Consider the following 22,059-nt stretch of genomic DNA (forward strand, 5'->3'; position numbering starts at 1 on the left):
CGTCACCCCTTGCCCTTCCCCGAAACTGACGTACCTTGTGGGGATCAGTGACGGAGAAGACCATGGCGGCCGAACTGCGTCTGAGCGATCCCTTCTCGATCATCACCCTGCCTGTGGTGGGGCCCATGACGGGCAAGCCCGGCGGCGAGCGGGTGATGCCGTGGGAAAGCCTGTTCGCCTGGCCTCGGCAGGGCGATCTGCAACTTCCCTTTGACGGCGTATCGCGGGAAGCCCGCGATATCTGGGCGACCAAGCTGGATCATGCTGTGGCTCATGCCGACAAGGCGGTGCTGCTGGTGGCCGAAGGCGCGGCCTGTCTGGCCAGCATCTGGTGGGCGCGACTATCGCCCAGCCATTATGTGTCCAAGGTCGCCGGGGCTTTGTTCTTCCAGCCGCCCGCCGCCGATTCGCTCGACCGGCAGGGCGGGCAGATGTTCGCCTCGCCCGAGGCGGCCTTGCCCTTTCCCTCTTTGGTCGTCGACGGCGCTAGTCATGGCCCGGCGCTGGCCAGTATCTGCGGCGGTCGCCTGCTGGCCCCGCCGCCCGCCGCGCCTGTGCCGACCGGCATGTGGCGTCAGGCGCAACGCTTGATCGAGCGTTTCTCGGCCGGGGTGGTGGAACAGGATATGCGTGTCCTCCGCACGCTGGGCATTCCCGAACGCTGACATAAAAACGGTCCGGCGGCTTGAACAACCGCCGGACCAGTCGATCGCCACAGGGAGCTTCCTTTGGCGAGGCAGGAGCGGTGACGCAGCCCGAAAGGGGGGCCATGCCACCGAAGGAAATTTTAGCTCGCGTTCGTACCGCCCGGCGCCGCTTCATTGTCGAGCAGTACGTCGTTGCCGAACGTCGCATTGCCGTCGACGGGCCCTTCATCATTGGCCAGAAGCTCGTCGTTGGCCACGCCGCCATTGTCGAGGGCGGTGCTGTTGGCAGGCTCCGATTTGGAGCACGCGGCGAGCGGGACCGCGCATGCGATTAGAAGCAGCGGAAGGGCATGGCGTCGCAACATCAATTCGGTCCCCTTGGTCGTTTATGCCGTGTATCGCCGCTTATCGGCTCCTCATAGGTAATACATACTAAATCGATGGGATATAACCAGCGCAAATCTTGTCGGCGGGATAGATGGGCTTTCCAGCGATTGGTGGCGGCCCTGCTTGTCACGATTCCGGGAGGCGCATGGGCACAGGCCGTGGCGCCGCTCGACGGGAATGCCGCCCTTGCTCTGGATGCGGCGGAATATGCCAGCCTGTCCGGGCAGACGCCGATGGCGGCCGCGCACGAACTGGCGGTGCAGGAGGCGTCGGTGCCGCTGACCGACTCGCTCAAGGCGGAGTTCGCCGACCGCCTCGCGGGATTGTCGGTCGGTCATGCGCCTTTCCATATCGACATATTGTTGACCGGCGATGCACCCGTCGCGGATCGGGTGGTGCAGGTGGCGGGAAGTCCGGTGCTCGTTCGCTTCCGGACCGGGGCCTATGCCACACACCGCCAATTGGTCGTCGCACTCGCGCTTCACCAGACCGAAATCCGCGCCAGCCTGACCCAGCCTCCGGGCATCGGCGTCGATCCGCGGATCGGGGCACTGGTCGTGATGGTGGCCCGCGCGGATGCCGAGGCGGAGCCGGGCGATGCTCTGCGCGATCGGATCGCGCGGATTGCGGGCGTACCGGTGCGGATCGCGACGTTGGACGCGCCGGACAGCGATCTGGCCGACCTTCAGGGTGGTGCGCGGCTGACCGGCATCGATCCCGGCAATGGCCGCCGCTACGCCTGCACCAGCGGCTTCGTCGTCCGACGCGGTGGCGCCAGCGCGGTCGTGACGGCTGCCCATTGCCCCGACAATCTGGTCTGGACCGACGTAGAACGACGCGAGCATCCGCTGCCCTTTCTGGGCCAATGGGGGTGGGGCTATCAGGACGTTCAGGTGAATGGCAGCCCTGTTCCGCTGTCGCCCGCCTTCTGGAGCGACACGGCCAAGACGACCAGCCGGAGCGTTGCGGGGCAAAGGACCCGCGACCAGACCCGCGCGGGCGACATCGTCTGCCATCGCGGCGAGCGGACGGGCTATAGCTGCGCCGAAGTGTGGATACCCGACTTCGCACCCGCCGGGGATTTGTGCGGCGGCGGCTGCACCCCGACTTGGGTTGCGGCGAGGGGGCCGACCTGTCGTAGCGGAGACAGCGGCGGGCCGGTTTTCCTTGGCGGAATGGCTTACGGCATCGTCAAGGGCGGCAGCTATCGCGGTGGCGACGGCAGCTGTGCCTTTTATTATTATATGTCAGTCGATTTCCTGCCCGACGGGTGGTCTGTGGCGACCGGCTGAGGGATCGCATTGCACCGCAACAGCGTTGGTTTTTTCATCGACAGACAGCGATGAAGGCGACGGCATGAAGGCGATGATCCTCGATGCACCCGGTGGGCTGGACCGCTTGCGACAGGTCGACCGCCCCGATCCCGGTGCGCCGGGACCGGGTATGATCCGGGTGCGGCTGCACGCTACCTCGCTGAATTATCATGACTATGGTGTTGTGACCGGTCGCATGCCGACCGAGGATGGTCGTATCCCGATGGCCGATGGCGCGGGCATCGTCGAGGCGGTGGGCGAGGGTGTCCGTGACTTCATGGCGGGCGATGCGGTGGTATCCTGCTTCTTTCCCGATTGGCAGGAAGGACCGCCCCGGATCGGCGACTTTTCGCGCGTGCCGGGGGACGGGATCGATGGCTATGCCTGTGAACTGGTGGTCGGCCCCGCCACGGCCTTCACCCGCGCACCGAAGGGCTACAGCCATGCTGAGGCGGCGACCATCACCACGGCCGGGCTTACCGCATGGCGAAGCCTGGTCGTCGATGGCGGCTTGAAGGCGGGCGATCGCGTGCTGGTGCTGGGAACCGGCGGCGTCTCGATCTGGGCGCTTCAGATTGCGCGAATGATGGGCGCCCAGGTGGCGGTCACCTCGTCCTCCGACGAAAAGCTGGAACGGGCCCGCTCGCTGGGGGCCGCGCATATGATCAATTATCGCACTCACCCCGAATGGGGAAAGCTCGTCCATGATTGGGCGGGCGGGGGTGTGGATCATGTGATCGAGGTCGGCGGGCCGGGCACGCTGGCCCAGTCGATCGACGCGGTTCGGATCGGCGGGCATATCGGCTTGATCGGGGTGCTGACGGGTTTTGCAGGCGACGTGCCGACCGCCACCCTGATGAGCAAGCAGGCGCGGCTGCAGGGTCTTATCGTCGGCAGCCGCCGGATGCAGATGGAATTCGTCCGAGCGCTGGACGAGGCCACCTTCCGGCCGGTGATCGACCGAAGCTTCGCATTGGATGAACTGGCCGATGCGTTTCGCTATCAGGAAAGCGGCGACCATTTCGGCAAGATCGCCGTGACCTTCTGATGACGGGAGACAGGATATGACGAGCCGGGGCGTCGATCCCGACTGGCCGCATGTGGTGATCGTCGGCGCGGGGTTCGGTGGACTTGCGGTAGCGCAGCAACTGGCCCGCGCGCCGGTGCGGGTGACCGTGGTCGACCGCAACAATTATCATCTGTTCGTACCGCTGCTCTATCAGGTGGCGACGGCCGCCCTCTCGCCCGCCGATATCGCCGAGCCGATCCGCCACGTGCTGGGCCGATATGCCAATATCCGGGTCGTGCTCGGCGAGGTGACGCAAGTCGATACGAACGCCCGGCACGTGGCTCTGGCGACCGGCGAGACGTTGCAATATGACCGGCTGGTCGTCGCGACGGGATCGACCAGCAGCTATTTCGGCCATGACGAATGGCGCCGCCATGCCCCCGCCTGCAAGTCGATCGAGGAGGCGAGGGCCATCCGCTCACGCGTGCTGGGCGCATTCGAGGAAGCGGAGCGCGACGGGGCTGCGGACCGCGAGGCGTTGATGACTTTCGTCATCGTCGGCGGCGGCCCGACAGGCGTCGAATTGGCTGGGTCGGTCGCCGAGCTGGCGCGCCACGCGCTGACATCCGACTTTCGCCGGATCCGGCCGGAGACGGCACAGATCATCCTGGTCGAGGGCGGGCCGAGGATCCTCGCGGCTTTCCCGGACTCGCTGGCCACCTATGCCGAACGGGCGCTGGCGCGGCTGGGGGTTCGGGTGATGACCGACATGCCGGTCGAAGCGATCTCGGCCGAGGGGCTGACCGCCGGCGGACAATTCATCCCGGCCCGCACCGTCCTATGGGGCGCTGGTGTGGCGCCGACGGGTGCCGCCAAACTGCTCGGCATAGCGCCGGGGCCGGGCGGGCGCGTCGCGGTGCGGCCGGACCTGAGCGTCGAGGGGCTGGAGAATGTCTATTCGCTGGGCGATGTCGCCGCCTGCCTGGACGAAGACGGCAAGCCCTTGCCCGGCCTGGCGCAGGTCGCGCAGCAACAGGGCGAGTATCTGGGCAAGGCATTACGGACGCTGCTGACGGGTGGAGCCGCGCCCAAGCCCTTCCGCTTTCATAATCGCGGCAATGCGGCGATCATCGGGCGTCACGCCGCGATCTTCGACTTCGGCCGTTTCCGGATGAAGGGCTATCCGGCCTGGATGCTCTGGGCGATCGTCCATGTCGTGTTGCTGGTCAGTTTCGCACAGCGTATCCGCGTCAGCCTGCAATGGCTGTGGCGTTACCTGACCTATCGGCGTGGCGCCCGGATCATCACCGCGCCCTTTGCCCGCCCGCCCGGCTGAGTGGGATCAGCGGACCAACTGGGCGCGCAGGTCGACCAGCGTCGCGGCAATATGCTCGGTCAGAAAACCGGCCACCCGTGCTTCGTCGCGGGCCAGCCAGGCGTCGAGCAACGCATGATGCTCTTCGTGCGCACGGTCCTCGCGACCGGCGGGCTTCAGATGCTGGACGACATAGCGTTCGGCCAGGACCTGCAACCGCTCGATCAGCTGGAAGGTCAGCGCCGCGCCGAGCGGGCGGACCAGCGCGAGATGAAAGGCACGGTTGCGGTGCGCGACCTCGTGCAACGCATCGCGCGCGGCGACGTCGAGCGCGGTCAGCGCCTCACGCGCGACGGCCTGATCCTCCACCGTCGCCACACGCGACGCACGCGCCGCCGCGTCGGGTTCCAGCGCCAGCCGAAGTTCGTAAATCTCCTCCGCCTCGCCCGCGCCCAGCGAGCGGACGAAAAAGCCGCGATTGGCCTGGCTGGTCAGCAGCCCTTCCTGCTCCAGCCGGGCAAGGGCCTCCCGCAGTGGAATCTTGCTGACCCCCAATTCATTGGCCAGCGCGTCCTGCCGGATCGGCTGTTCTTCCGGCAGGTCGCCGCTGATGATCCGCTCCCGAATGATCGTGAAGATCTGCTCCGACAGGGTGCGAACGACAAGGCTCATGGATTCTCTCGTGCCGACAGGCCGGGGAGAAGCCTGTAATTTATGGGGAAATGTACCGAACAAGCCTTCAGCATAGCCATGTTCCCCACGCCCTGCCAAGTCCGTGTCATAGGGCGGGGGGCAGGGTGTCCCGAAGCTCGCTCAACCAGACCGCCGCCGTGCCGTCCGACGGCGCCCGCCAGTCCCCGCGCGGGGACAGGGCCCCGCCCGGCGAGACCTTGGGGCCGTTGGGCAGGGCCGAACGCTTGAACTGGCTGGTCTGGAAGAAGCGGGTCAGGAACCGCTCCAGCCAGTGCCGGATCGTCGGCAGGTCATAAGCGACGCGTGCGTCCTGCGGCAGGTCCTCGGGCCATCCGCCCGCTTCCGCATCCCGCCAGGCATGCCAGGCGAGGAAGGCGATCTTCGACGGCTTCAGGCCATAGCGGATGACGTTATGCGCAAAGAAGTCGTTGAGCGCATAGGGGCCGATCATCGCCTCCGTCGACTGCATCTCGCCGCTGGCGTCGGCGGGGACCAGCTCGGGCGAGATTTCCTGTGCCAGGATCGCCGCCAGAACCTCGTTCGTCGCTTGGTCATATTGGCCGGTACGGATGCACCAGCGGATCAGGAACTGGATCAGCGTCTTGGGCACGCCCGCATTGACCGCATAATGGCTCATCTGATCGCCGACGCCATAGGTGCACCAGCCCAGTGCCAGTTCCGACAGATCGCCGGTGCCCAGCACGATGCCGCCGCGCTGATTGGCGAGGCGGAACAGATAATCGGTGCGCAGGCCCGCCTGCACATTCTCGAAGGTCACGTCATGGACCGGCTCGCCCTGCGCAAAGGGGTGCTTCATGTCTTCCAGCAGCTGATGCGCGGCGGGACGGATATCGATTTCCTCGGCCGTTACCCCCAGCGAACGCATCAGCGCCCAGGCATGGGCCTTGGTGCCCGCGCCGGTGGCGAAGCCGGGCATGGTGAAGGCCAGGATACGGTCGCGCGACCACCCCAACCGATCGGTCGCCTTGGCCGCGACGATCAACGCATGGGTGGAATCGAGCCCGCCGGACACGCCGATCACCAGCGTCTTGGCGCGGCTGGCATCGAGCCGCTTGGCCAGCGCCTCGACCTGGATGTTATAGGCTTCGTAGCAGTCGGCATCGCGCCGGGCGGGATCGTCGGGAACGAAGGGAAAGCGGTGAACGGCGCGTCGCAGCCCCCGGTCGCTGACTTCGGCACCGTGCACGAAACCGATCCGGCGGAAGCGCTGCTCGGGATGGCCCGAGAATGCTGCGGCATCGCCGAACGTACCGAAGCGCAGGCGCTCCTGCACGATCCGTTCGATATCGATATCGGCGGTGGTCAGCGCGGGTTCGCGACGAAAACGCTCCGACTCCGCGATCGTCTCGCCCAGTTCGTGGATCAAGCCCTGACCGTCCCAGGAAAGGTCGGTCGTGCTCTCGCCGATCCCGGCCGCCGAATAGACATAGGCGCAGGCCGCGCGGGCGGACTGGGCGGCAGCCAGCATCGCCCGGTCCCGTGCCTTGCCGATGACGATGTTCGACGCCGACAAATTGCAGCAGATCGTCGCCCCGGCTAGCGCTCCCAGCGTCGAGGGCGGGGTGGGGGCCCAGTAATCCTCGCAAATCTCGGCATGGATGACGAAGCCGGGCACGTCCTCGGCGGCGAAGATCAGGTCGGTGCCGAAGGGCACGCTCTGGCCATCCAGCTCGATGGTCAGGCCGGTCAGCCCCGCGCCGCTCGCGAACCAGCGCTTTTCGTAATATTCGCGATAATTGGGCAGGAAGGTCTTGGGCACGACGCCCAAAATCCGCCCGCGCGCGATGACGACGGCGCAATTGTACAGCCGCCCGTTGCGGGGCAGCGCGGCGCCGATCAGCATGACGGGCGACAGCGCCGCGCTGGCATCCACCATCTCGCCCAGCGCCGCCAGCGTGGCCGCATGCATCGCGCCCTGCAGATGCAGGTCGTCGATCGCGTAGGAGGTCAGCGACAATTCGGGAAAGACGATCAGGTCGACGCCGTCTTCGTCCGCCTCGCGCGCCAGATCGAGCATGGCCTGTGCATTGGCATAAGCATCCCCCACCGATGCGGCGGGCGTCGCGGCGGCGACGCGGATCAGGCCATGGGTGTGAAGCGCGTAAAAGGGGTGGTCCTGCATCCTCTCGAGATAGCGGCGCGGGGAGGGGGGCGCCAGCCCATGTGGATTGCCACGGATTAGGATGTGAGGGTTTCCCTTGGCCTTTGACTTCCCCTGTCCTGATACATTCCGCTAAGCGCCGAACGCTCCAGACGTTCGAGGCTTTATGACCACCACCCTCTATGGCATCCCCAACTGCGATACGATGAAGAAGGCCCGCGTCTGGCTCGACCAGCATGGCGTCGAATATCGCTTCCACAACTACAAGGCCGAGGGAATCGACGAAGACACGCTCCGCCGCTGGGTCGATCAGGTCGGTTGGGAGAAGCTGCTCAACCGGGCAGGCACGACCTTTCGCAAGCTCGACGAGGCCGATCGGCAGGACATCGATGCCGACAAGGCGATCCGGCTGATGCAGGCCCAGCCCTCGCTCATCAAGCGGCCGGTGCTCGACCGTGACGGCACGCTGACGGTCGGGTTCAAGCCGGAGATCTACGCCGAAATCTTCTGACGGACCAAGGGGGTGGAGCGTAGGGCTTGCACGGGTTAGAGGCTTGGCCATGTCCACGACCTACACGCTCGACACCGCGACCAGCCGCGCCAACCCCACGCCCGCGCCGATGAAGCGACTGACCGTACCCGCCATTCGCCGCCGCAAGGGCGAGACGCCGCTGGTCATGCTGACCGCCTATACGGTGCGCTCGGCGCAGTTGCTCGATCCGCATTGTGACATGCTGCTGGTCGGCGACAGCCTGGGGCAGGTGATCTACGGCCTGCCCTCGACCGTGCCGGTCACGCTTCAGATGATGGCGGCGCATGGTGCGGCGGTGGTGCGGGGCAGCTATCATGCGGTCGTCGTCATCGACCTGCCCTTCGGCAGCTATGAGGCGAGTCCCGAAAAGGCGTTCGAGAATGCCGCCTGGCTGCTCAAGGAAACCGGCGCGGCGGCGGTCAAGCTGGAGGGCGGCGTCGCGATGGCGCCGACCGTGCGCTTCCTGGTCGAGCGCGGCATCCCCGTCATGGGCCATGTCGGCCTGACGCCGCAGGCGGTGAACGTGCTGGGCGGCTATGGCGCGCGCGGCCGCACGCCCGAGGAGGCCGAGAAGATCATCGCCGACGCGGTTGCGGTCGCCGAAGCGGGCGCCTTTTCGGTGGTGATCGAGGGCGTGGTCGAACCCATCGCGATCGAGATCACCAAGCGGATCGCCTGCCCGACGATCGGCATCGGTGCGTCGGCGGAATGCGACGGGCAGGTGTTGGTCGGCGAGGACATGCTGGGTCTGTTCGAGCGCACGGCGCGCTTCGTGCGTCGTTACGAGACGATGGGGGAGCGGATCGGCGAGGCGGCGCGCGCCTATGCCGAGGATGTCCGCGCCCGCCGCTTCCCGGGGCCGGAGCAGACCTATGCGCCGCGGGAAGCGAGCCGCGATGGGGGATAAGCCAAGCCCGCTTCCCACAGGGGCCGCTCCTCGCTAAAGGTCGCGGCTTCTATCTTGCCTTGATCCAGAATAGCGGAGCCCGTCTTGGCCCTAACGCCCCAATCCAGCCAGGCCTTCTTGAGCGAGGTCGACGACGAACTGCGTCGCGAAAGGCTGACGTCTTTCTGGACCCGGTGGGGCCTTATCGTCGGCGCGGCGATTGTCGTCGCGCTCGCGGCGTTCGGCGGCTATCTCTATTGGCAGCACCGCCAGCATCAGGCGGCAGGCGTCGATGGCGAACAGTTGCAGGCCGCCTATGACGCGCTGGGTCAGAACGACACCAAGACGGCGGGTGAGAAGCTGAAGGCTCTGTCGAACACCAATGTCGACGCCTATCGCGCGCTCGCCGAGTTCACCCAGGCGGATATCCTGCTCCAGCGTGACGATATGAAGGGCGCGGCGGCACGCTTCGCCGCCATCGCCAATGATGCGTCGCTGGCCCAGCCGTTCCGCGACCTGGCGCTGGTCCGCCAGACCATGGCCGAATATGACACGATGAAGCCCGAGGCGGTCGTTGCGCGCCTGAGCGGTATGGCGGTGCCCGGCAATGCCTATTTCGGCAGCGCGGGCGAGATGGTCGCGGTGGCCTATCTGCGCATGAACAAGCGCGACCAGGCGGGCCGTTTGTTCGGCCAGATTGCCAGCGACAAGGATGTGCCCGATACATTGCGGCAACGTGCGGTTCAGATGGCCGGCGTATTGGGGGTCGACGCGGTCGGCCAGAGTGAGGACACCAAGACCCAATGACGAAGCATTTCCGCACCTCGGCAGCGCTCGCCGCGCTGATGGCGCTGGGCGCCTGCGGGGTATTCAAGAGCGCCCCCAAGAAGACGCCGACCGTGGGCAACCGCGTGCCGATCCTGGTTTCGGAAACGGGGGTCGAGGCGGACAAGACGATCGCCGACGTGCAGGTCCTGCTGCCCGCACCCGAAGCCAACCCCGAATGGTCGCAGCCGGGCGGCAACGCCGCCAAGTCGATGGGGCAGCTCGCACTGGCGGAACAACCGCAGCGCCTGTGGACCGCGACGATCAACGGTGGCTCGGCGCGCGACCCGCTGGGTGCCGCCCCGGTCGTCGCCGAGGGCAAGCTGTTCGTCGTCGATGTCGAAGGCAATCTGGTCGCGATGAACGCCGATACCGGCGCGCGCCTGTGGTCGACCGGCATTACCGAGGGTGATGCGAACCGCCTGGCTCGCTTCGGCGGCGGCGCCAGCTATGACAGCGGCACGGTGTTCGCGTCGGACGGTCTGGGCGACGTGATCGCAGCCAGCGCCGCCGACGGCAAGGTGCTGTGGCGCGCCAAGCCCAGCGGCCCGCTGCGTGGATCGCCGACCATCGCCAATGGCAATGTCTATGTCTTGACCCAGGACAATCAGCTTTACGCCATCAACCAGACGGACGGTAAGATCGTCTGGGCGGGGCAGGGCACGCTGGAGACGCAGGGCGTGTACGGCGTTGCGGCGCCGTCGGCCAGCCAGGGGACGGTCGTCGCCGGTTTCTCCAGCGGCGAGCTGAATGCCTATCGTTACGAAAATGGCCGCCTGCTGTGGCAGGACGCGCTGTCGCGGACGAGCATCTCGACTTCGGTCTCGACGCTGTCGGATATCGACGCCGCGCCGGTGATCGACCAGGGCCGCGTCTATGCGCTGGGCCAGGGCGGGCGCATGGTCGCGCTGGAACTGTCGACCGGCCAGCGTCTGTGGGAGCAGAATTTCGCCGGGCTCTCGACCCCATGGATCGCGGGCGAGTGGATTTTCCTTGTCACCGACGACGCGCGTCTGGTCGCGCTCGCCCGGTCGAGCGGCAAGGCGCGCTGGATCGCGCAGCTTCAGCGTTTCCACAAGGAAAAGAAGAAGACCGGCGCGATCACTTGGTTCGGCCCGGTGCTGGCGGGCAACCGCCTGATTCTGACCAACTCGGAAGGGCAAATCGTCTACGCCAATCCCGGTGACGGATCCGTCCAGGCGACGGTCGACACCAAGACGCCGTTCGCGCTGCCGCCGATCGTTGCCAATGGTGTCCTGTACGTCCTCGACCAGAAGGGTCGGATCGCGGCCTATAAGTGATGCGGCTTTGCCCCGTGGGACATTTGTTCCACGGGGCGGTATATTCTTAACGCTATAAGCGTGACGAAAGGCCCGCCTTTCGCTAACGGACGGCGATGGCTAATCTCCCTATCGTCGCGATCGTCGGCCGTCCCAATGTCGGCAAGTCGACGCTGTTCAACCGTCTGGTCGGAAAGAAGCTGGCGCTGGTCGACGACCGGCCCGGCGTGACGCGTGACCGGCGCGAAGGCGACGCACATCTGCTCGGCCTGGATTTTCGTATCATCGATACGGCCGGTTACGAAGACGAAGACCCCGACACGTTGCCCGGCCGGATGCGCCGCCAGACGGAGGCGGCGGTCAGCGAGGCCGATGTCGCGCTGTTCCTGGTCGACGCGCGTGCGGGGGTGATGCCGCTGGACGAAGAAATCGCCCGCTGGCTGCGCAGTTCCGACACCCCGATCGTTCTTGCCGCGAACAAGGCGGAGGGCCGGGCGGCCGAACAAGGCATACTGGAGGCCCTGGCGCTCGGCTTCGGCGATCCGGTGCAGCTTTCGGCCGAACATGGCGAAGGCGTGGGCGACCTTTTCGAGGCGCTGCTCCCCTTTATCGATCGCGAGGTGGAGGAAGATGAAGAGGTCGATCTCGAAAATCCCTTCGCGCCGCTGAAGCTGGCAATCGTCGGGCGCCCCAATGCGGGCAAGTCGACGCTGATCAACCGTTTCCTGGGGCAGGATCGCCTGATCACCGGGCCGGAAGCGGGGATCACCCGCGATTCGATTGCGATCGACTGGGAATGGCACGACCGCAACGGTGAGGTGCGGCAGGTCCGCCTGATCGACACGGCGGGCATGCGCAAGAAGGCCAAGGTGCAGGACAAGCTGGAAAAGCTGTCCGTTGCCGACGCGTTGCGCGCGGTCGATTTCGCTGAGGTCGTGGTGCTGCTCCTCGATGCGACGCTGGGTTTGGAATCGCAGGATCTGCGCATCGCCGACCGCGTATTGGAAGAGGGGCGTGCCCTGCTGATCGCGCTGAACAAGTGGGACGTCGCGGAAAATCCGTCGTCGCTGTTCAACGGCGTGCGCAAGGCGCTGGAAGACGGGCTGAGCCAGGTCAAGGGCGTGCCGCTGCTGGCAGTATCCGCCGCAACCGGCAAGGGGCTGGATACGCTGATCGAAGCGGCGTTCGAGACGCGCGCCGCCTGGTCGAAGCGTGTGCCGACCGGCGAGCTCAACCGTTGGTTCGAGCGCGCGGTTGAGGCCAATCCCCCGCCCGCACCGGGCGGCAAGCGGATCAAGCTACGCTACGTCACCCAGGTGAAATCGCGTCCGCCGAGCTTCGTGATCTTCGGGACGCGCGTCGACCAGTTGCCCGCCAGCTATGAGCGGTATCTGGTCAATTCGATGCGTCGTGAGCTCGGGTTCGGTGCGGTGCCGGTGCGTCTGACGCTGCGCGCACCGAAGAACCCGTTCGGCAAGAAGGACTGAGGGGCGGCCACAATCCTGCGCTCCGTTCAATATGAGCGGAGTCGAAGGCTGTAGCAGGATGACATGAGATGGACTCACCCCTCCCCTTCAGGGGAGGGGCCGGGGGTGGGGCGTGCCCGCAAGTGTGCGGCCTGTGGCAAGGCCCCACCCCAACCCCTCCCCTGATGGGGAGGGGCTTGCTTCGGCTCAATGCAATATCATCAAAATTTGAGAGCTGACATCCGCCCGGAGCCGGAACAGGCGCTCACTCGTGGACTTCGACTGCGCTCAGGCTGAACGGGCGCGGGGTGAAATCGGACATATAGGGCGGGCCCTCGCGGGCTCGCCCCCGTAATCTTTAACCCCGAAGGTGCGGCGCCGCGCCCGACTTGGGCGTGTCATTCTCCGCCATGGCATTCAGCTGGATATAATTCTGGATGCCCATGCGCGCGATCATCTCGAACTGGCGCTCCAGCGTGTCGACATGCTCTTCCTCGCTCGCCAGGATGCGCTGGAACAGGTCGCGGCTGACATAGTCGCGCACTTCCTCGCAATAGGCGATGGCTTCCTTGAGCTGGGCAACGGCCTCGACCTCGATGGCCAGATCGCCCTTGAGCACCTCCTCGACGGTCTCGCCGATGCGCAGGCGACCCAGCAGCTGAAAATTCGGCAGGCCGTCCAAGAACAGAATGCGCTCGGCCAGCCAGTCGGCATGGCGCATCTCGTCGATCGATTCGTGATATTCGAACTGGGCGAGCTTGTAGACGCCCCAATGGTCGAGCAGCCGATAATGCAGGAAATACTGATTGATCGCGGTGAGCTCGTTCTTGAGCGCCTCGTTCAGATACTCGATGACCTTCGGATCGCCCTTAACTGCCATGATCTCACCCTTTGCAAATGTGTTTGACGGCACCTTAGAAGACCAAATGCGTTTCCGGCAAGGCCGATTTCATACGTAAAAATGCCTCGCGCTTTCATCTTCTCAATAAGCTGATAAAGGCAACATAGATTAGAAATGAGGTTGCCCGGTGTCGGTGAGTGCGGCGGAACAGCTAGCGCTGGTCATGGAACATGTCCGGCACGGTATCGTGATCTATGATCGGGACGAGAAAATCCTCCTGATCAATCATTATGTCAGCCGCATCTTCGGCCTGTCGGACAACGCCGTGACCAAGGGATCGACCTTGGCCGATTATCTCCATCATGTCGGCAATTTGGTGGGTTGGTCGGACGTCCGAAAGGCCGCCATCCTCGACAATCATCGTCAATGGGCCCGCGAGGGGGTTCGCCGGCAATTCGACCATTATTTCGACGACGGTCATGTCCTGGAAATCACCTATCACCCGCAACCCGATGCCGGGGCGGTGCTGACGTTCGTCGACGTGACGCATGAGCGTGATCTGACGCGCGTGATCCGACAGCGTGACGATCTGAACCGCGAGACCGTGGCCATGCTGGAACGCGTGGGCCGCATATCGGCCAATACCCGGCTTGTGGCGCTGAACGCGAGTATCGAGGCCGCGAGGCTCGGCGACCAGGGCCGTGGTTTCGCGGTCGTCGCCGAAGAGGTGCGCAACCTGTCCATCGAGACGTCGGATGTGCTGGTGGAGATCAGCCGGATCAACGCGGCGTCGCTCGATCTGGTCTAGGATCGGTAGGGGCCGAAGACGAGGCGGCGAATTGGTGGGCCCGGCAGGATTTAAACAAATCAGTAAAAACAGTATGATAAAATGTCTAACCGACACGTACTGCTGCCCAACACCCCTCCTTGCCGGGTTGAGAATGTCCAACCCATGAGCGCTTACCAGCGGCGTAAGCAGAATGTCCGCATTGGGTGGTTAGCTGCCTCTCGCAGAAGGGCGGTTCGCCCACTCCCGAACGGCTGCTGTTGCATCGTCGAGCATGGTGGCGAGGCTGTCCACGGGACCGTCCCATGTCCGGTGGTGCTCGGTATCATCATCGGTATCGACGGAGGCTGCCGAAACCACGATCCGACCAGAAGACGGTGGTTGGACCCAGATTTGAAAGCATTCCAGCGGGCGTAGACCCGGTAGATACGCGAACCTTGCGGGCTTTCCTGCCCACTCATCGAACAGCTTCTTGACGTTGGCATTCGCCCAAGCAGCGATGGTCGCGTCTACGTCTTCATAGCCGGTCATGCTGGCAACATGCGGCAACCACGGAACGTCTGCAAATGGGCGACATCCGCCGCACGAGCCTGTTCACCTCAACGCTGCGAGGCGCGCCGGTTGAGGGATTATTCGGCCTTCTCATTGTCAGCTTTTTGATCATCCCCAGCCGACTTCAAAGCCGCTGCCGCAGCAGCCGCAGCACCTATCGGCGCGACAACCGCTCCGCCGCCTTTGAGCGGAATTAATGCGATGATCTTGTCTATCACCCCGGGGATCGCCTCCAGTTGCTTGCGCAATGCCGGGTTGGCGAGCAGCTCTTGCAGGGGCGACGCATGATGCGCTGTGTCGAGCAGCCTGATCGGCGCTTCCTCGAGGCGGGTCAGAGCCGTGTCGAAGAGGCGACTGCGTAGGTCAGGATCTAGGTCGATCGCCTCTTTCCGGTACCCCTCGTACGCTTTCGACATCGCAGCTTTGAAGGCATAATCCTCGGCGAGCCTGAACGCGCTTCCGATCTGCTTAGTTGAAAGCCAAGCAAACCAGATAGGACCACCGACGCCTACCACCGCCAAGACGACGTTCGCCCAAATCACGCTGGCAGGACGAGTTCCTGTGAGGACCTCCTTGAGTGCACTGACTCGATCCCATCCGATGATCAGTCCCGCAATAAGGGCGCCGATCAGCCCTAACGTCCAAAAAAATCCAGCCGTGCTGAGCGCGGCCTTACGGTTCTCAAACGCTGCAGCGAGGCCGACACCAGTTGCTCCCACAAGAGCCTTCTCGCTGGCTGCCGTCGCCTGTTCAGCTTTCGCCGTAATTTCTTCGATAGCCGTAACGGCCTCGGCGGCCGCGATACTGGAACCTTTCGCGCCTTCGAGGTGCTGAGCAGCCTCATCAGCGAGCCGCTGTACAAGGGCCCTCTTCTCTCTGAGGTCTTCAATATCGGTCGGCAGATCCTCCGCCGCCGCGCGGGCAGCTATGATTTCGGCGACCATGCGATCGAGTTCCGCGCCCCGCGGCTCGAGCTCGCTCAGCTTGGAGGCCACGCCACGAAGCCGACGCGCCAAATCCTTTGGTAACAGCGTCTTCTCTTCGCGAAGATCCTCCCAATCAACTTTTGGAGGTGGTGGAGGCGGCGACGGGATCGGCGGCAGGCGCGCATCAAGCGCTGCGAGAAGCGTCGTGAAGCCCCCTACGACCCCGTCGGCGTCTTGACTTACATTTCCGAATTGGATCGTGTCGAACAGCGGCATTGACTTGGACAGCAGGTCAGAAAGACTTCCCTTGTCGAGTTCGGCCTTGGTGAGCGACTTGACACGGTCTGCTATCGACCGAGCCCAAATAGTGATGAAATCTACGCTTGCGGCCGGTGCATTGTACCCGAACGTGCCTATCATCGGCGCTGACTTTGACCAGCCGGTGTTCCCAAAGATCGTCTCGAGGCGAGTGGCCGCGCCTTCGATACTCTTTGCTATGTCACTGGTCGTCGGCATCTGAAGTCCCCCTTCAGCTCATGCTAGGTGGCGGAGCAAAAGAGTCTAGGGCTAAACTGAACAAAAGTTGCCCGCGACCGCGACCGCGACCGCGACCGCGGCTGTGGCCGGTGCCCGTATATTAAGCCGCTGGCGGGGTAGACCTGCAATCGCTCGATGACCAGGAGCAGCCCGACTGGGTCGCACCGTCCTCGCACGCGGGGGAACTGTGCCCGTCCGATGGACGGGCTGCGTTGAGATCCTGCTACTGCTGATCCCTCGGACTGCAAGCTTGATTGTCCACTATTGGGCGCAAGCGGAATGTCCGCTACTGGGGGGAAAGCAGGCATCCGCTAGCCGTCGCTAGCCTCGAAGAGCGCGTCCCCGTATGGCAAGTCGCCGAGCCTCGCCCGGTAACACGCAGCATGGCATGGCCATGACTGACTTTCGTCCCCGTTGGTCGAGATTGTTAGGGTGCAGGGGTCCATCCCGCCTCTTTCAACAGGCAGCAAACAAAAGCAGCAAACACCATCGATTGCGCCTAGTCGCACCACTGTCGAATGTCTTCAAGTGGGCGGAAGCCGACCTGAGGCTATGGCAACAGCGCCACCTCGTCTGGTTCGCCTGCGGTCATGACATGAAGCGTAATATCCGTTGTGACGATAACGTAGTGCCGCCAATCGTAGTCATCAATGCCGCCGTTCCGGCGTAAGACACGCTCGATCCAGTTGGAATGCACAACCTGTTGCAGCGGCCAAACCCATGGGTTCAGCGCAGCGTTTTCGATGAATGGTTGAGACGGCTTTTTGTCCATCCACGGGTCCGACATCTCTTCATACGCCTTGAACGCCTCGACCCTTCCAAAGTCGATTAGGATCGCCCTGGCGGGTGGACTCATGGCATATATCGCTGTCACGGCCAGACGTTCGCCGTCGTAGTTTATATGCGCTGTTTCGCACGGATGCTCCGGCAATTCGGGAAGAGGATTCCACCGTATGTGCATGTTGGCCCCGTCTGACATGCCAATGCTATAAGCCTGCTTCCAAGCGTCCGCTATTGGGCGAAAGCAGACCGTCCGCTTATGGGTGGGAAGCGGACATCAGTTTTTGGGGCCAGCAGGCAGCACGAGCAACGTCGGTTTTTGGGCGGCGGTGTTGCGACAGTGCAAGTATGGCATGATGATCTGCAATACCTTGGCGGGAAAATTACATGTTTGATCCAAAAGACGTTTATAGGTTTGGCCATTCGTCTCATTGGCTTACCAACTGTGACTATGAGACGAGGCTTTCTGAGATTCTGACTGACGAACTTAAGCCTGTCGCTTCTGCGTTCCTTGCTAATATGATGAGAGTGCGCAGCCTCGGAGGACTGGTTCCAGATATGGCGTACTGGATAAGGATTATGGTGCGCATTGGGGATGTGGCAAAGGTTCGCTTAGGTCGGGAAATCGAATTGCCGGGTAGAGTTCGGGGCGCAGCTCCGGCTGATGCCGAATTTCAACGTAAATTCGAGGCGGCTTTTGATGAGTGGACGACTATGGCGCCATTATCGGGCGAAGCTTGGCGGGATGGCTGCGACTTGATGCGCTCGATTGTTGATGCGGACCCCCAGCGCCATGGACTTGGTCTTGAGACGCTGATGTCAGCCGAACTTCTGGAGACATGGAGCGCAGTCGAGGCAATGGTGAGCGATATTTGGGTTGTAGCACTTAATATCTCGCCCGAGCCCCTAGCAGCTAACTATTTGGGTAGTGAAAAAAGCTTCCCTGTTCAAATTCTGAGAAAATTTGATTTTAACGTCTCGAATAAAATGGGTGAAATAATCACGTCGATGAACAAGGTGGATATGAATTCCCTTTCTGGAATAAGGTCTGCATATAAATCTGCTTTTTCTGACAGTAATACAGATGAAATATTTGCCAAATTCGATCCAGATGTATCTCATCTGGAGGCTATAAGAAATCTTTTTGCTCACCGAAGCGGTGTTGTGGATCAGAAGTTTTTGAGCAGGGTTCAGAAGTCAGAGATAATCCCAAGATACGAAATTGGAGATCGATTTGCCATTAAGGGGGAAATAGTTAGTTTCTATATTGAAAAAAGTGTTCAATTCGCCACCGAATTATTTATTTTCGTAGATAGGTGGCTCTTCGCAAATAGGCCTCTGAACAATTAAATTCATGAGAGCAGTGGGCAAACATGAGAACAGTGGGCAAACATGAGAGCAGTGGACAAAATCGCGGCCGGGCTGGCCGACGCTATCGCCTTTGCCGAAGGCGACACGACGCGCGGGCGGGTGGCGGCCCCGCTGGACGTAAAGGATATCCGTAAGGCCACCAAGAAAACCCAAGCGGAATTTGCCGACACCTATCGCCTGCCGATTGGGACCGTGCGTGATTGGGAACAGAACAGGCGGCAGCCCGACGCGCCAGCGCGGGTTCTGCTCGCCATGATCGCGGCAGAACCCGATACGGTCGCCCGCCTCATCGGCAAGGCGTCCGTGCATCAATAAGGCTGGATCGCACCCGTCTGGGTCTGCCCGGAATAGGGCGAGGCGACCGTGTTGGGGATGCCCGCCGGGATCGTGACATTGCGGTAGTAGATCGTCCCGCCCGGCCCGGCACCGTTGACGTTATTATAGGCTCCCAAGGCGTAGTTCATCGGCCCCACGACGGTGAGGCCATCAACCCATACCTTGGTCGTCTGTGGACCTGTTTCGTCATAATAGCCCGCCGCGACCGCGACGGCCGCCAGCTTGGCACTGGTCGATAGCGGCTTGACCAGCCCACTGGCCTCTTGCACCGCGCGGGTGGACGGCCCGACCGTCAGCCCGAGCCGCCAGCTTCGTGCGTCACCAATGTCGTGCACCGCTCTGTTGGTATTATAGCGGTACACGGTGTTGACGCTGACCCCGATCGAATGCCGGTGCTGCGTCGACGAATTGGCGCTGCCGTCGTTCGTGGTCTGGGCAAAGCCGCCCCATTCCGCGATCGTGTCCAATTCGTACCAGATGAAATACCCGTTTTCGGTGCCCTCGGTCCCGGTGCCGAACGCATCGATCGCATAATCCGAAATGACGCTGCGTTCCCAGACCACCGACCCGGCTGTGGTGAACAGGCTCGCGCCATTGATCACATAGCCCTGATAGGTGTCGACCATCGAGATTGCCCAGGTCGACCTATTCGGCCAGCCGTTCAGCTGGAAATACCCACCCCACTGGTCGACCTGCCGCATGTAGAGCGAGAAATTCAGGTCGGTGCCGATCGCCAGATAAAGCTGGCGGCCGGTGGCACTGATATGCAGATCGGCGTCGGGCGCGCGGCCGTCCGACAGGCGAACCCAAATCTTCTTGTTCGTCGTGTCGAGAAACATGGCTCCCTTGCCGAAGGTGTCGGCCGCCATGTTAATTTCGGCCAGCGGATTGGCGACATTCGCGACGCCATCGGGCGGCACGGTCAGCAAGCCCAACGGCCTGCCGAAGCGGTTGGAATATTTTTCGTCCCAAGCCTGCCTGTCGACCGGCTGCGTCGTATAGGTCGCCACGTAGACGCGCGGGTCGCTGGTCACGGTGAAGCTGGGCAGCGTTGCCTCGTGGCTCGAAATCACCTGCGCCGCCCGCGAAAAGCGCCCGTCCGATGCGGGCAGCGGATTGCCCGCACTGTCGCACGGCTCGATGACCAGATTGCGTGCGCCCAGCCATGCGCCGAAGTCGTCGGGGATGTTCGACGCATCGACACTGGTCGAGCGATAGACGCCCGCCTGCGCCAGCACCCGCACGACTTGCGCCGTCGTCTGGGCACCGGCCCGCACCATGCCCTGTCGCAGGCTCCGGCACCTGTTCGCCCAAGACAGGCAATCCTTGGTGTTGTCGCCACCCGGCCCGACATAGACTGTCACGGTAGGCGTCGGCCGCCGCGTCGTCACGTCGAAGGTGTGGCGGTAGACACCGCTCGGCGAGCGGATGACGGTAAAGGGCGGCGTATGGCCGAACCCGCTGGGCGGCGCGGGCACGGTCGTGCCGACCAGCTGCCCGCCGCCCAGCGGTACGGTCTGGGCGATGGCTGGCGACGACAGCGCCGCCGCCAGCAGGATCAAGAGCGCGCGCATCACGGAATCCTCGACAGAAGGGCATTGCAGCCCGTGGTGCCCGACACGGTGGCATCGACCACCGCATTTGCGCCCAGCGACAGCAGGGAGCCGCCACCGCTATCGGCCGCCGTCTTGCTGGTCAGCGGCAGCATGGTCAGGCCATCCGGCCCGAGAAACCGCACGGTCAGAGTTCCATACCCGGTGCACGACTGGACCAGCACATAGCTACCTCCATACACCACGACCGGCGCGGCCGTGACGTTGCCCGCGACCAGCTGCACCGTCTCTTGCTTGGCGGCCGTGGGCAGCGGCGCGGCCGTGCTGACCGCGACACAGGTGCCGTCACCCTGCACGGCACATGGGGATTGCATCGGCGCAAATCCGGCCGGGGCCTGTGCGGACCCGGCCCGTTGCCCGATCGCGGCCGATGAACAGGCGAGCGCCACCGCGCCCGCCAAGAGGCAGGTTTTCATATTCCATCCTTTCGATTGGTCAGCAGCCCTTGGGGGTGGCTCCCGTGGAGAAAATCGCGCGAAGGCATTCGCGCTCATGGGCGACGGCTACCGCGCGGCCATTGCCCCTCTCAACCGCGCCGATCGCCTCGGCCAGGCGCTCCACGATTTCGAGGAAAATGGCCTGATCGATCGTCATCAGCTTGCCCGAAGGCTTGGCCGTCAACGGCTCCAGCCGCTCGGTCCGGGTCAGATCAGTGGGCAGCGCTGGCGGGACCGGCCGCTCGGTTCGCGCGATCAATGCCCGCGTTAAGGCTGGCGCGCACGCTGTCGACAGGAGCGGCAGGCACAGGATCGCCGCCCCGAGCTGGAGGGACTTGGGATATCGCATTTCGCAGATCCTCTATGGTTTGACGGACTAGGCGATCGGACAGCGCATCAGCGCGGGCCGTGCGGGCGGCGATCGTCGCGGTGCTGGTCGCGGCCGTCCGTTCATCACTGCGCGCCTCGGCTACCCGTGCGCCGTGATCCTTTTGGGCTTCCGCCGTCACATGATCGGACCCCGCGCCGCGCCCGGTGATGAAGGCCAGCACGATCAGGCCGACGACAACGGCCGCGACCACCAGCCACGCAACGCCGCGCGCCTTCATTGCCAGCGTCCCGTCTGGCACATCCGCGCTTCGCGTTGGCGGCGGGTGACAAGGCCGGGAAGCTCGCAATACAGCTTGCCCTTTGCGTTTCGGGTGCACCGCGCCCCCGCGATCGGCTTTGGCACCTGCGCCATCACGATATAGCCGATGAAGGCCTTGCACCCCTCGGCCCATCGCCCTGCCGCGAAATGCGCCGCCATCGGCGACTTGCCCCACCATCCCGGCCCGGCATTGTAGTGAAAGTCACCGGCCGCCGCCAAAGCCTGCGGGTTTTCGACCAGTCGCGGCGTCGCCTCGGCAGCGGCCATCATATGCTCGGCCAATTCGCTGTGCAGCCAGACGCGGCATTGCTCCCGCGTGGCCGTGTCACCCGGCTTCACGTCAGTTGTTCGACCGTTACAGATCGTCCAGATGCGCGCCGGGTCCTGATAGGCCTTCAGCCGCAGGCCCTCCGATGCATCGGTCAGCGGCAGGGCGATGGGCAGCGCCACAGCAACAGCCGCCGCGATGGCCGCGCCGATCGCGGTCTTAGCGCGGCGCTGCATCGCCCGACCCCTTCTGTCGCATCACGCGTACCACCAAGGCCGCAATCGTCAGGGCAAGGCCAATTTCCTTGGCATTGGGGATCAGTGCCTGAACCTCGGGTGGCAGAGCCGCCCAGATCGCCAGCGCCTGATCCGGGGCTGCCAGCAGGAACGCGAAAATCATGGCCCCGAACGCGGACACGCGAACGGACCACCAGCGCCACGATTGGCGCCAGTCGGCAATCAGCTTCATGGTCTAAATCTCCAGTCGG

Annotated in this window: 25 protein-coding genes; 12 read left to right on the plus strand and 13 right to left on the minus strand. The window is 63.7% G+C overall.

The features are described from left to right. Positions 1-47 precede the first annotated feature (47 nt). The gene (locus NS355_RS02205) at positions 48-665 is read left to right on the plus strand and encodes an alpha/beta hydrolase (protein ID WP_153007991.1); all 618 of its coding nucleotides are present in this window, start codon (positions 48-50) and stop codon (positions 663-665) included. Between the two features lie 122 nt (positions 666-787). Here NS355_RS02205 and NS355_RS02210 read toward each other — a convergent pair whose 3' ends face one another. Further along, the gene (locus NS355_RS02210; protein WP_058744157.1) at positions 788-1,012 is read right to left on the minus strand and encodes a hypothetical protein; all 225 of its coding nucleotides are present in this window, start codon (positions 1,010-1,012) and stop codon (positions 788-790) included. A 180-nt stretch (positions 1,013-1,192) separates the two neighbouring features. On the opposite strand from NS355_RS02210, the gene NS355_RS02215 reads away from it, so the two are divergent. The 3 genes from NS355_RS02215 to NS355_RS02225 all read left to right on the plus strand — a co-directional run bounded on the left by NS355_RS02215 (position 1,193) and on the right by NS355_RS02225 (position 4,692). Continuing rightward, positions 1,193-2,326 carry a S1 family peptidase gene (locus NS355_RS02215; protein ID WP_244489522.1) on the plus strand — a complete coding sequence of 378 codons (1,134 nt, stop codon included), beginning with the start codon at positions 1,193-1,195 and terminating at the stop codon, positions 2,324-2,326. Between the two features lie 64 nt (positions 2,327-2,390). Further along, positions 2,391-3,395 carry a zinc-dependent alcohol dehydrogenase family protein gene (locus NS355_RS02220; protein WP_058744158.1) on the plus strand — a complete coding sequence of 335 codons (1,005 nt, stop codon included), beginning with the start codon at positions 2,391-2,393 and terminating at the stop codon, positions 3,393-3,395. Positions 3,396-3,411: 16 nt separating this feature from the next. Further along, entirely contained in the window at positions 3,412-4,692 is a 1,281-nt protein-coding gene (locus NS355_RS02225) for an NAD(P)/FAD-dependent oxidoreductase (protein WP_058744159.1), read from the plus strand. 6 nt (positions 4,693-4,698) lie between these two features. On the opposite strand, the gene NS355_RS02230 is transcribed toward NS355_RS02225, so the two are convergent. Continuing rightward, positions 4,699-5,343, minus strand: coding sequence for a GntR family transcriptional regulator (locus NS355_RS02230; RefSeq protein ID WP_058744160.1), 645 nt, complete (start codon positions 5,341-5,343; stop codon positions 4,699-4,701). Positions 5,344-5,449: 106 nt separating this feature from the next. Further along, positions 5,450-7,507 carry an NAD(+) synthase gene (locus NS355_RS02235; RefSeq protein WP_058744161.1) on the minus strand — a complete coding sequence of 686 codons (2,058 nt, stop codon included), beginning with the start codon at positions 7,505-7,507 and terminating at the stop codon, positions 5,450-5,452. Positions 7,508-7,652: 145 nt separating this feature from the next. On the opposite strand from NS355_RS02235, the gene NS355_RS02240 reads away from it, so the two are divergent. The 5 genes from NS355_RS02240 (at position 7,653) to der (ending at position 12,496) form a co-directional block, all read left to right on the plus strand. After that, positions 7,653-7,997, plus strand: coding sequence for an ArsC family reductase (locus tag NS355_RS02240; protein ID WP_058744162.1), 345 nt, complete (start codon positions 7,653-7,655; stop codon positions 7,995-7,997). A 49-nt stretch (positions 7,998-8,046) separates the two neighbouring features. Then, positions 8,047-8,925 (plus strand): 3-methyl-2-oxobutanoate hydroxymethyltransferase, encoded by an 879-nt coding sequence (panB, locus tag NS355_RS02245; protein ID WP_058744163.1) that lies wholly within the window; start codon positions 8,047-8,049, stop codon positions 8,923-8,925. Between the two features lie 117 nt (positions 8,926-9,042). Beyond that, positions 9,043-9,711 carry a tetratricopeptide repeat protein gene (locus NS355_RS02250; RefSeq protein WP_244489523.1) on the plus strand — a complete coding sequence of 223 codons (669 nt, stop codon included), beginning with the start codon at positions 9,043-9,045 and terminating at the stop codon, positions 9,709-9,711. After that, positions 9,708-11,030: a PQQ-binding-like beta-propeller repeat protein gene (locus NS355_RS02255; RefSeq protein ID WP_058744165.1), complete on the plus strand. Its 1,323-nt coding sequence runs from the start codon at positions 9,708-9,710 to the stop codon at positions 11,028-11,030. The genes NS355_RS02250 and NS355_RS02255 overlap by 4 nt, the downstream gene beginning before the upstream one ends. A gap of 95 nt (positions 11,031-11,125) precedes the next feature. After that, positions 11,126-12,496: a ribosome biogenesis GTPase Der gene (gene der, locus NS355_RS02260; protein ID WP_058744166.1), complete on the plus strand. Its 1,371-nt coding sequence runs from the start codon at positions 11,126-11,128 to the stop codon at positions 12,494-12,496. Between the two features lie 337 nt (positions 12,497-12,833). Here the strand turns inward: der and bfr are convergent, their stop codons facing one another. Further along, positions 12,834-13,355, minus strand: a complete 522-nt coding sequence (bfr, locus tag NS355_RS02265) for a bacterioferritin (RefSeq protein WP_058744167.1) — start codon at positions 13,353-13,355, stop codon at positions 12,834-12,836. A gap of 148 nt (positions 13,356-13,503) precedes the next feature. On the opposite strand from bfr, the gene NS355_RS19385 reads away from it, so the two are divergent. Further along, positions 13,504-14,124: a PAS-domain containing protein gene (locus tag NS355_RS19385; RefSeq protein WP_275934705.1), complete on the plus strand. Its 621-nt coding sequence runs from the start codon at positions 13,504-13,506 to the stop codon at positions 14,122-14,124. A 189-nt stretch (positions 14,125-14,313) separates the two neighbouring features. On the opposite strand, the gene NS355_RS02275 is transcribed toward NS355_RS19385, so the two are convergent. The 3 genes from NS355_RS02275 to NS355_RS02285 all read right to left on the minus strand — a co-directional run bounded on the left by NS355_RS02275 (position 14,314) and on the right by NS355_RS02285 (position 17,097). Continuing rightward, positions 14,314-14,634 carry a hypothetical protein gene (locus NS355_RS02275; RefSeq protein ID WP_058744168.1) on the minus strand — a complete coding sequence of 107 codons (321 nt, stop codon included), beginning with the start codon at positions 14,632-14,634 and terminating at the stop codon, positions 14,314-14,316. A gap of 98 nt (positions 14,635-14,732) precedes the next feature. Continuing rightward, positions 14,733-16,097, minus strand: coding sequence for a hypothetical protein (locus tag NS355_RS02280; RefSeq protein ID WP_058744169.1), 1,365 nt, complete (start codon positions 16,095-16,097; stop codon positions 14,733-14,735). 571 nt (positions 16,098-16,668) lie between these two features. After that, positions 16,669-17,097 carry a hypothetical protein gene (locus tag NS355_RS02285; RefSeq protein ID WP_058744170.1) on the minus strand — a complete coding sequence of 143 codons (429 nt, stop codon included), beginning with the start codon at positions 17,095-17,097 and terminating at the stop codon, positions 16,669-16,671. Between the two features lie 188 nt (positions 17,098-17,285). On the opposite strand from NS355_RS02285, the gene NS355_RS18515 reads away from it, so the two are divergent. Both NS355_RS18515 and NS355_RS02290 read left to right on the plus strand, forming a co-directional pair. Continuing rightward, positions 17,286-18,248: a hypothetical protein gene (locus NS355_RS18515; protein ID WP_153007992.1), complete on the plus strand. Its 963-nt coding sequence runs from the start codon at positions 17,286-17,288 to the stop codon at positions 18,246-18,248. Positions 18,249-18,290: 42 nt separating this feature from the next. Next, positions 18,291-18,584 carry a helix-turn-helix domain-containing protein gene (locus NS355_RS02290; RefSeq protein WP_167345384.1) on the plus strand — a complete coding sequence of 98 codons (294 nt, stop codon included), beginning with the start codon at positions 18,291-18,293 and terminating at the stop codon, positions 18,582-18,584. Here the strand turns inward: NS355_RS02290 and NS355_RS02295 are convergent. Genes NS355_RS02295 through NS355_RS02320 form a run of 6 tightly spaced genes read right to left on the minus strand, consistent with a single transcriptional unit; the run spans position 18,578 to position 22,040 of the window. Beyond that, positions 18,578-20,179, minus strand: a complete 1,602-nt coding sequence (locus NS355_RS02295) for a hypothetical protein (protein ID WP_058744172.1) — start codon at positions 20,177-20,179, stop codon at positions 18,578-18,580. The two genes, NS355_RS02290 and NS355_RS02295, sit on opposite strands and share 7 nt — an antisense overlap. Beyond that, complete coding sequence (locus tag NS355_RS02300) at positions 20,179-20,634, minus strand: hypothetical protein (RefSeq protein ID WP_058744173.1); 456 nt, start codon at positions 20,632-20,634, stop codon at positions 20,179-20,181. Before NS355_RS02300 ends, NS355_RS02295 begins: the two co-directional genes overlap by 1 nt. Before the next feature lie 19 nt (positions 20,635-20,653). Continuing rightward, a complete protein-coding gene (locus tag NS355_RS18890) occupies positions 20,654-20,812 on the minus strand; it encodes a hypothetical protein (protein ID WP_167345385.1) in 159 nt (52 codons plus the stop codon). Between the two features lie 55 nt (positions 20,813-20,867). Further along, positions 20,868-21,263 (minus strand): hypothetical protein, encoded by a 396-nt coding sequence (locus NS355_RS02310; protein ID WP_058744175.1) that lies wholly within the window; start codon positions 21,261-21,263, stop codon positions 20,868-20,870. Further along, the gene (locus NS355_RS02315) at positions 21,260-21,808 is read right to left on the minus strand and encodes a lysozyme (protein WP_058744176.1); all 549 of its coding nucleotides are present in this window, start codon (positions 21,806-21,808) and stop codon (positions 21,260-21,262) included. Before NS355_RS02315 ends, NS355_RS02310 begins: the two co-directional genes overlap by 4 nt. Next, positions 21,792-22,040: a hypothetical protein gene (locus NS355_RS02320; RefSeq protein ID WP_058744177.1), complete on the minus strand. Its 249-nt coding sequence runs from the start codon at positions 22,038-22,040 to the stop codon at positions 21,792-21,794. The genes NS355_RS02315 and NS355_RS02320 overlap by 17 nt, the downstream gene beginning before the upstream one ends. Positions 22,041-22,059 lie beyond the last annotated feature (19 nt).

It is taken from the genome of Sphingomonas yabuuchiae, assembly GCF_001477495.1.
In the GTDB taxonomy this organism is placed as follows: domain Bacteria; phylum Pseudomonadota; class Alphaproteobacteria; order Sphingomonadales; family Sphingomonadaceae; genus Sphingomonas; species Sphingomonas yabuuchiae_A.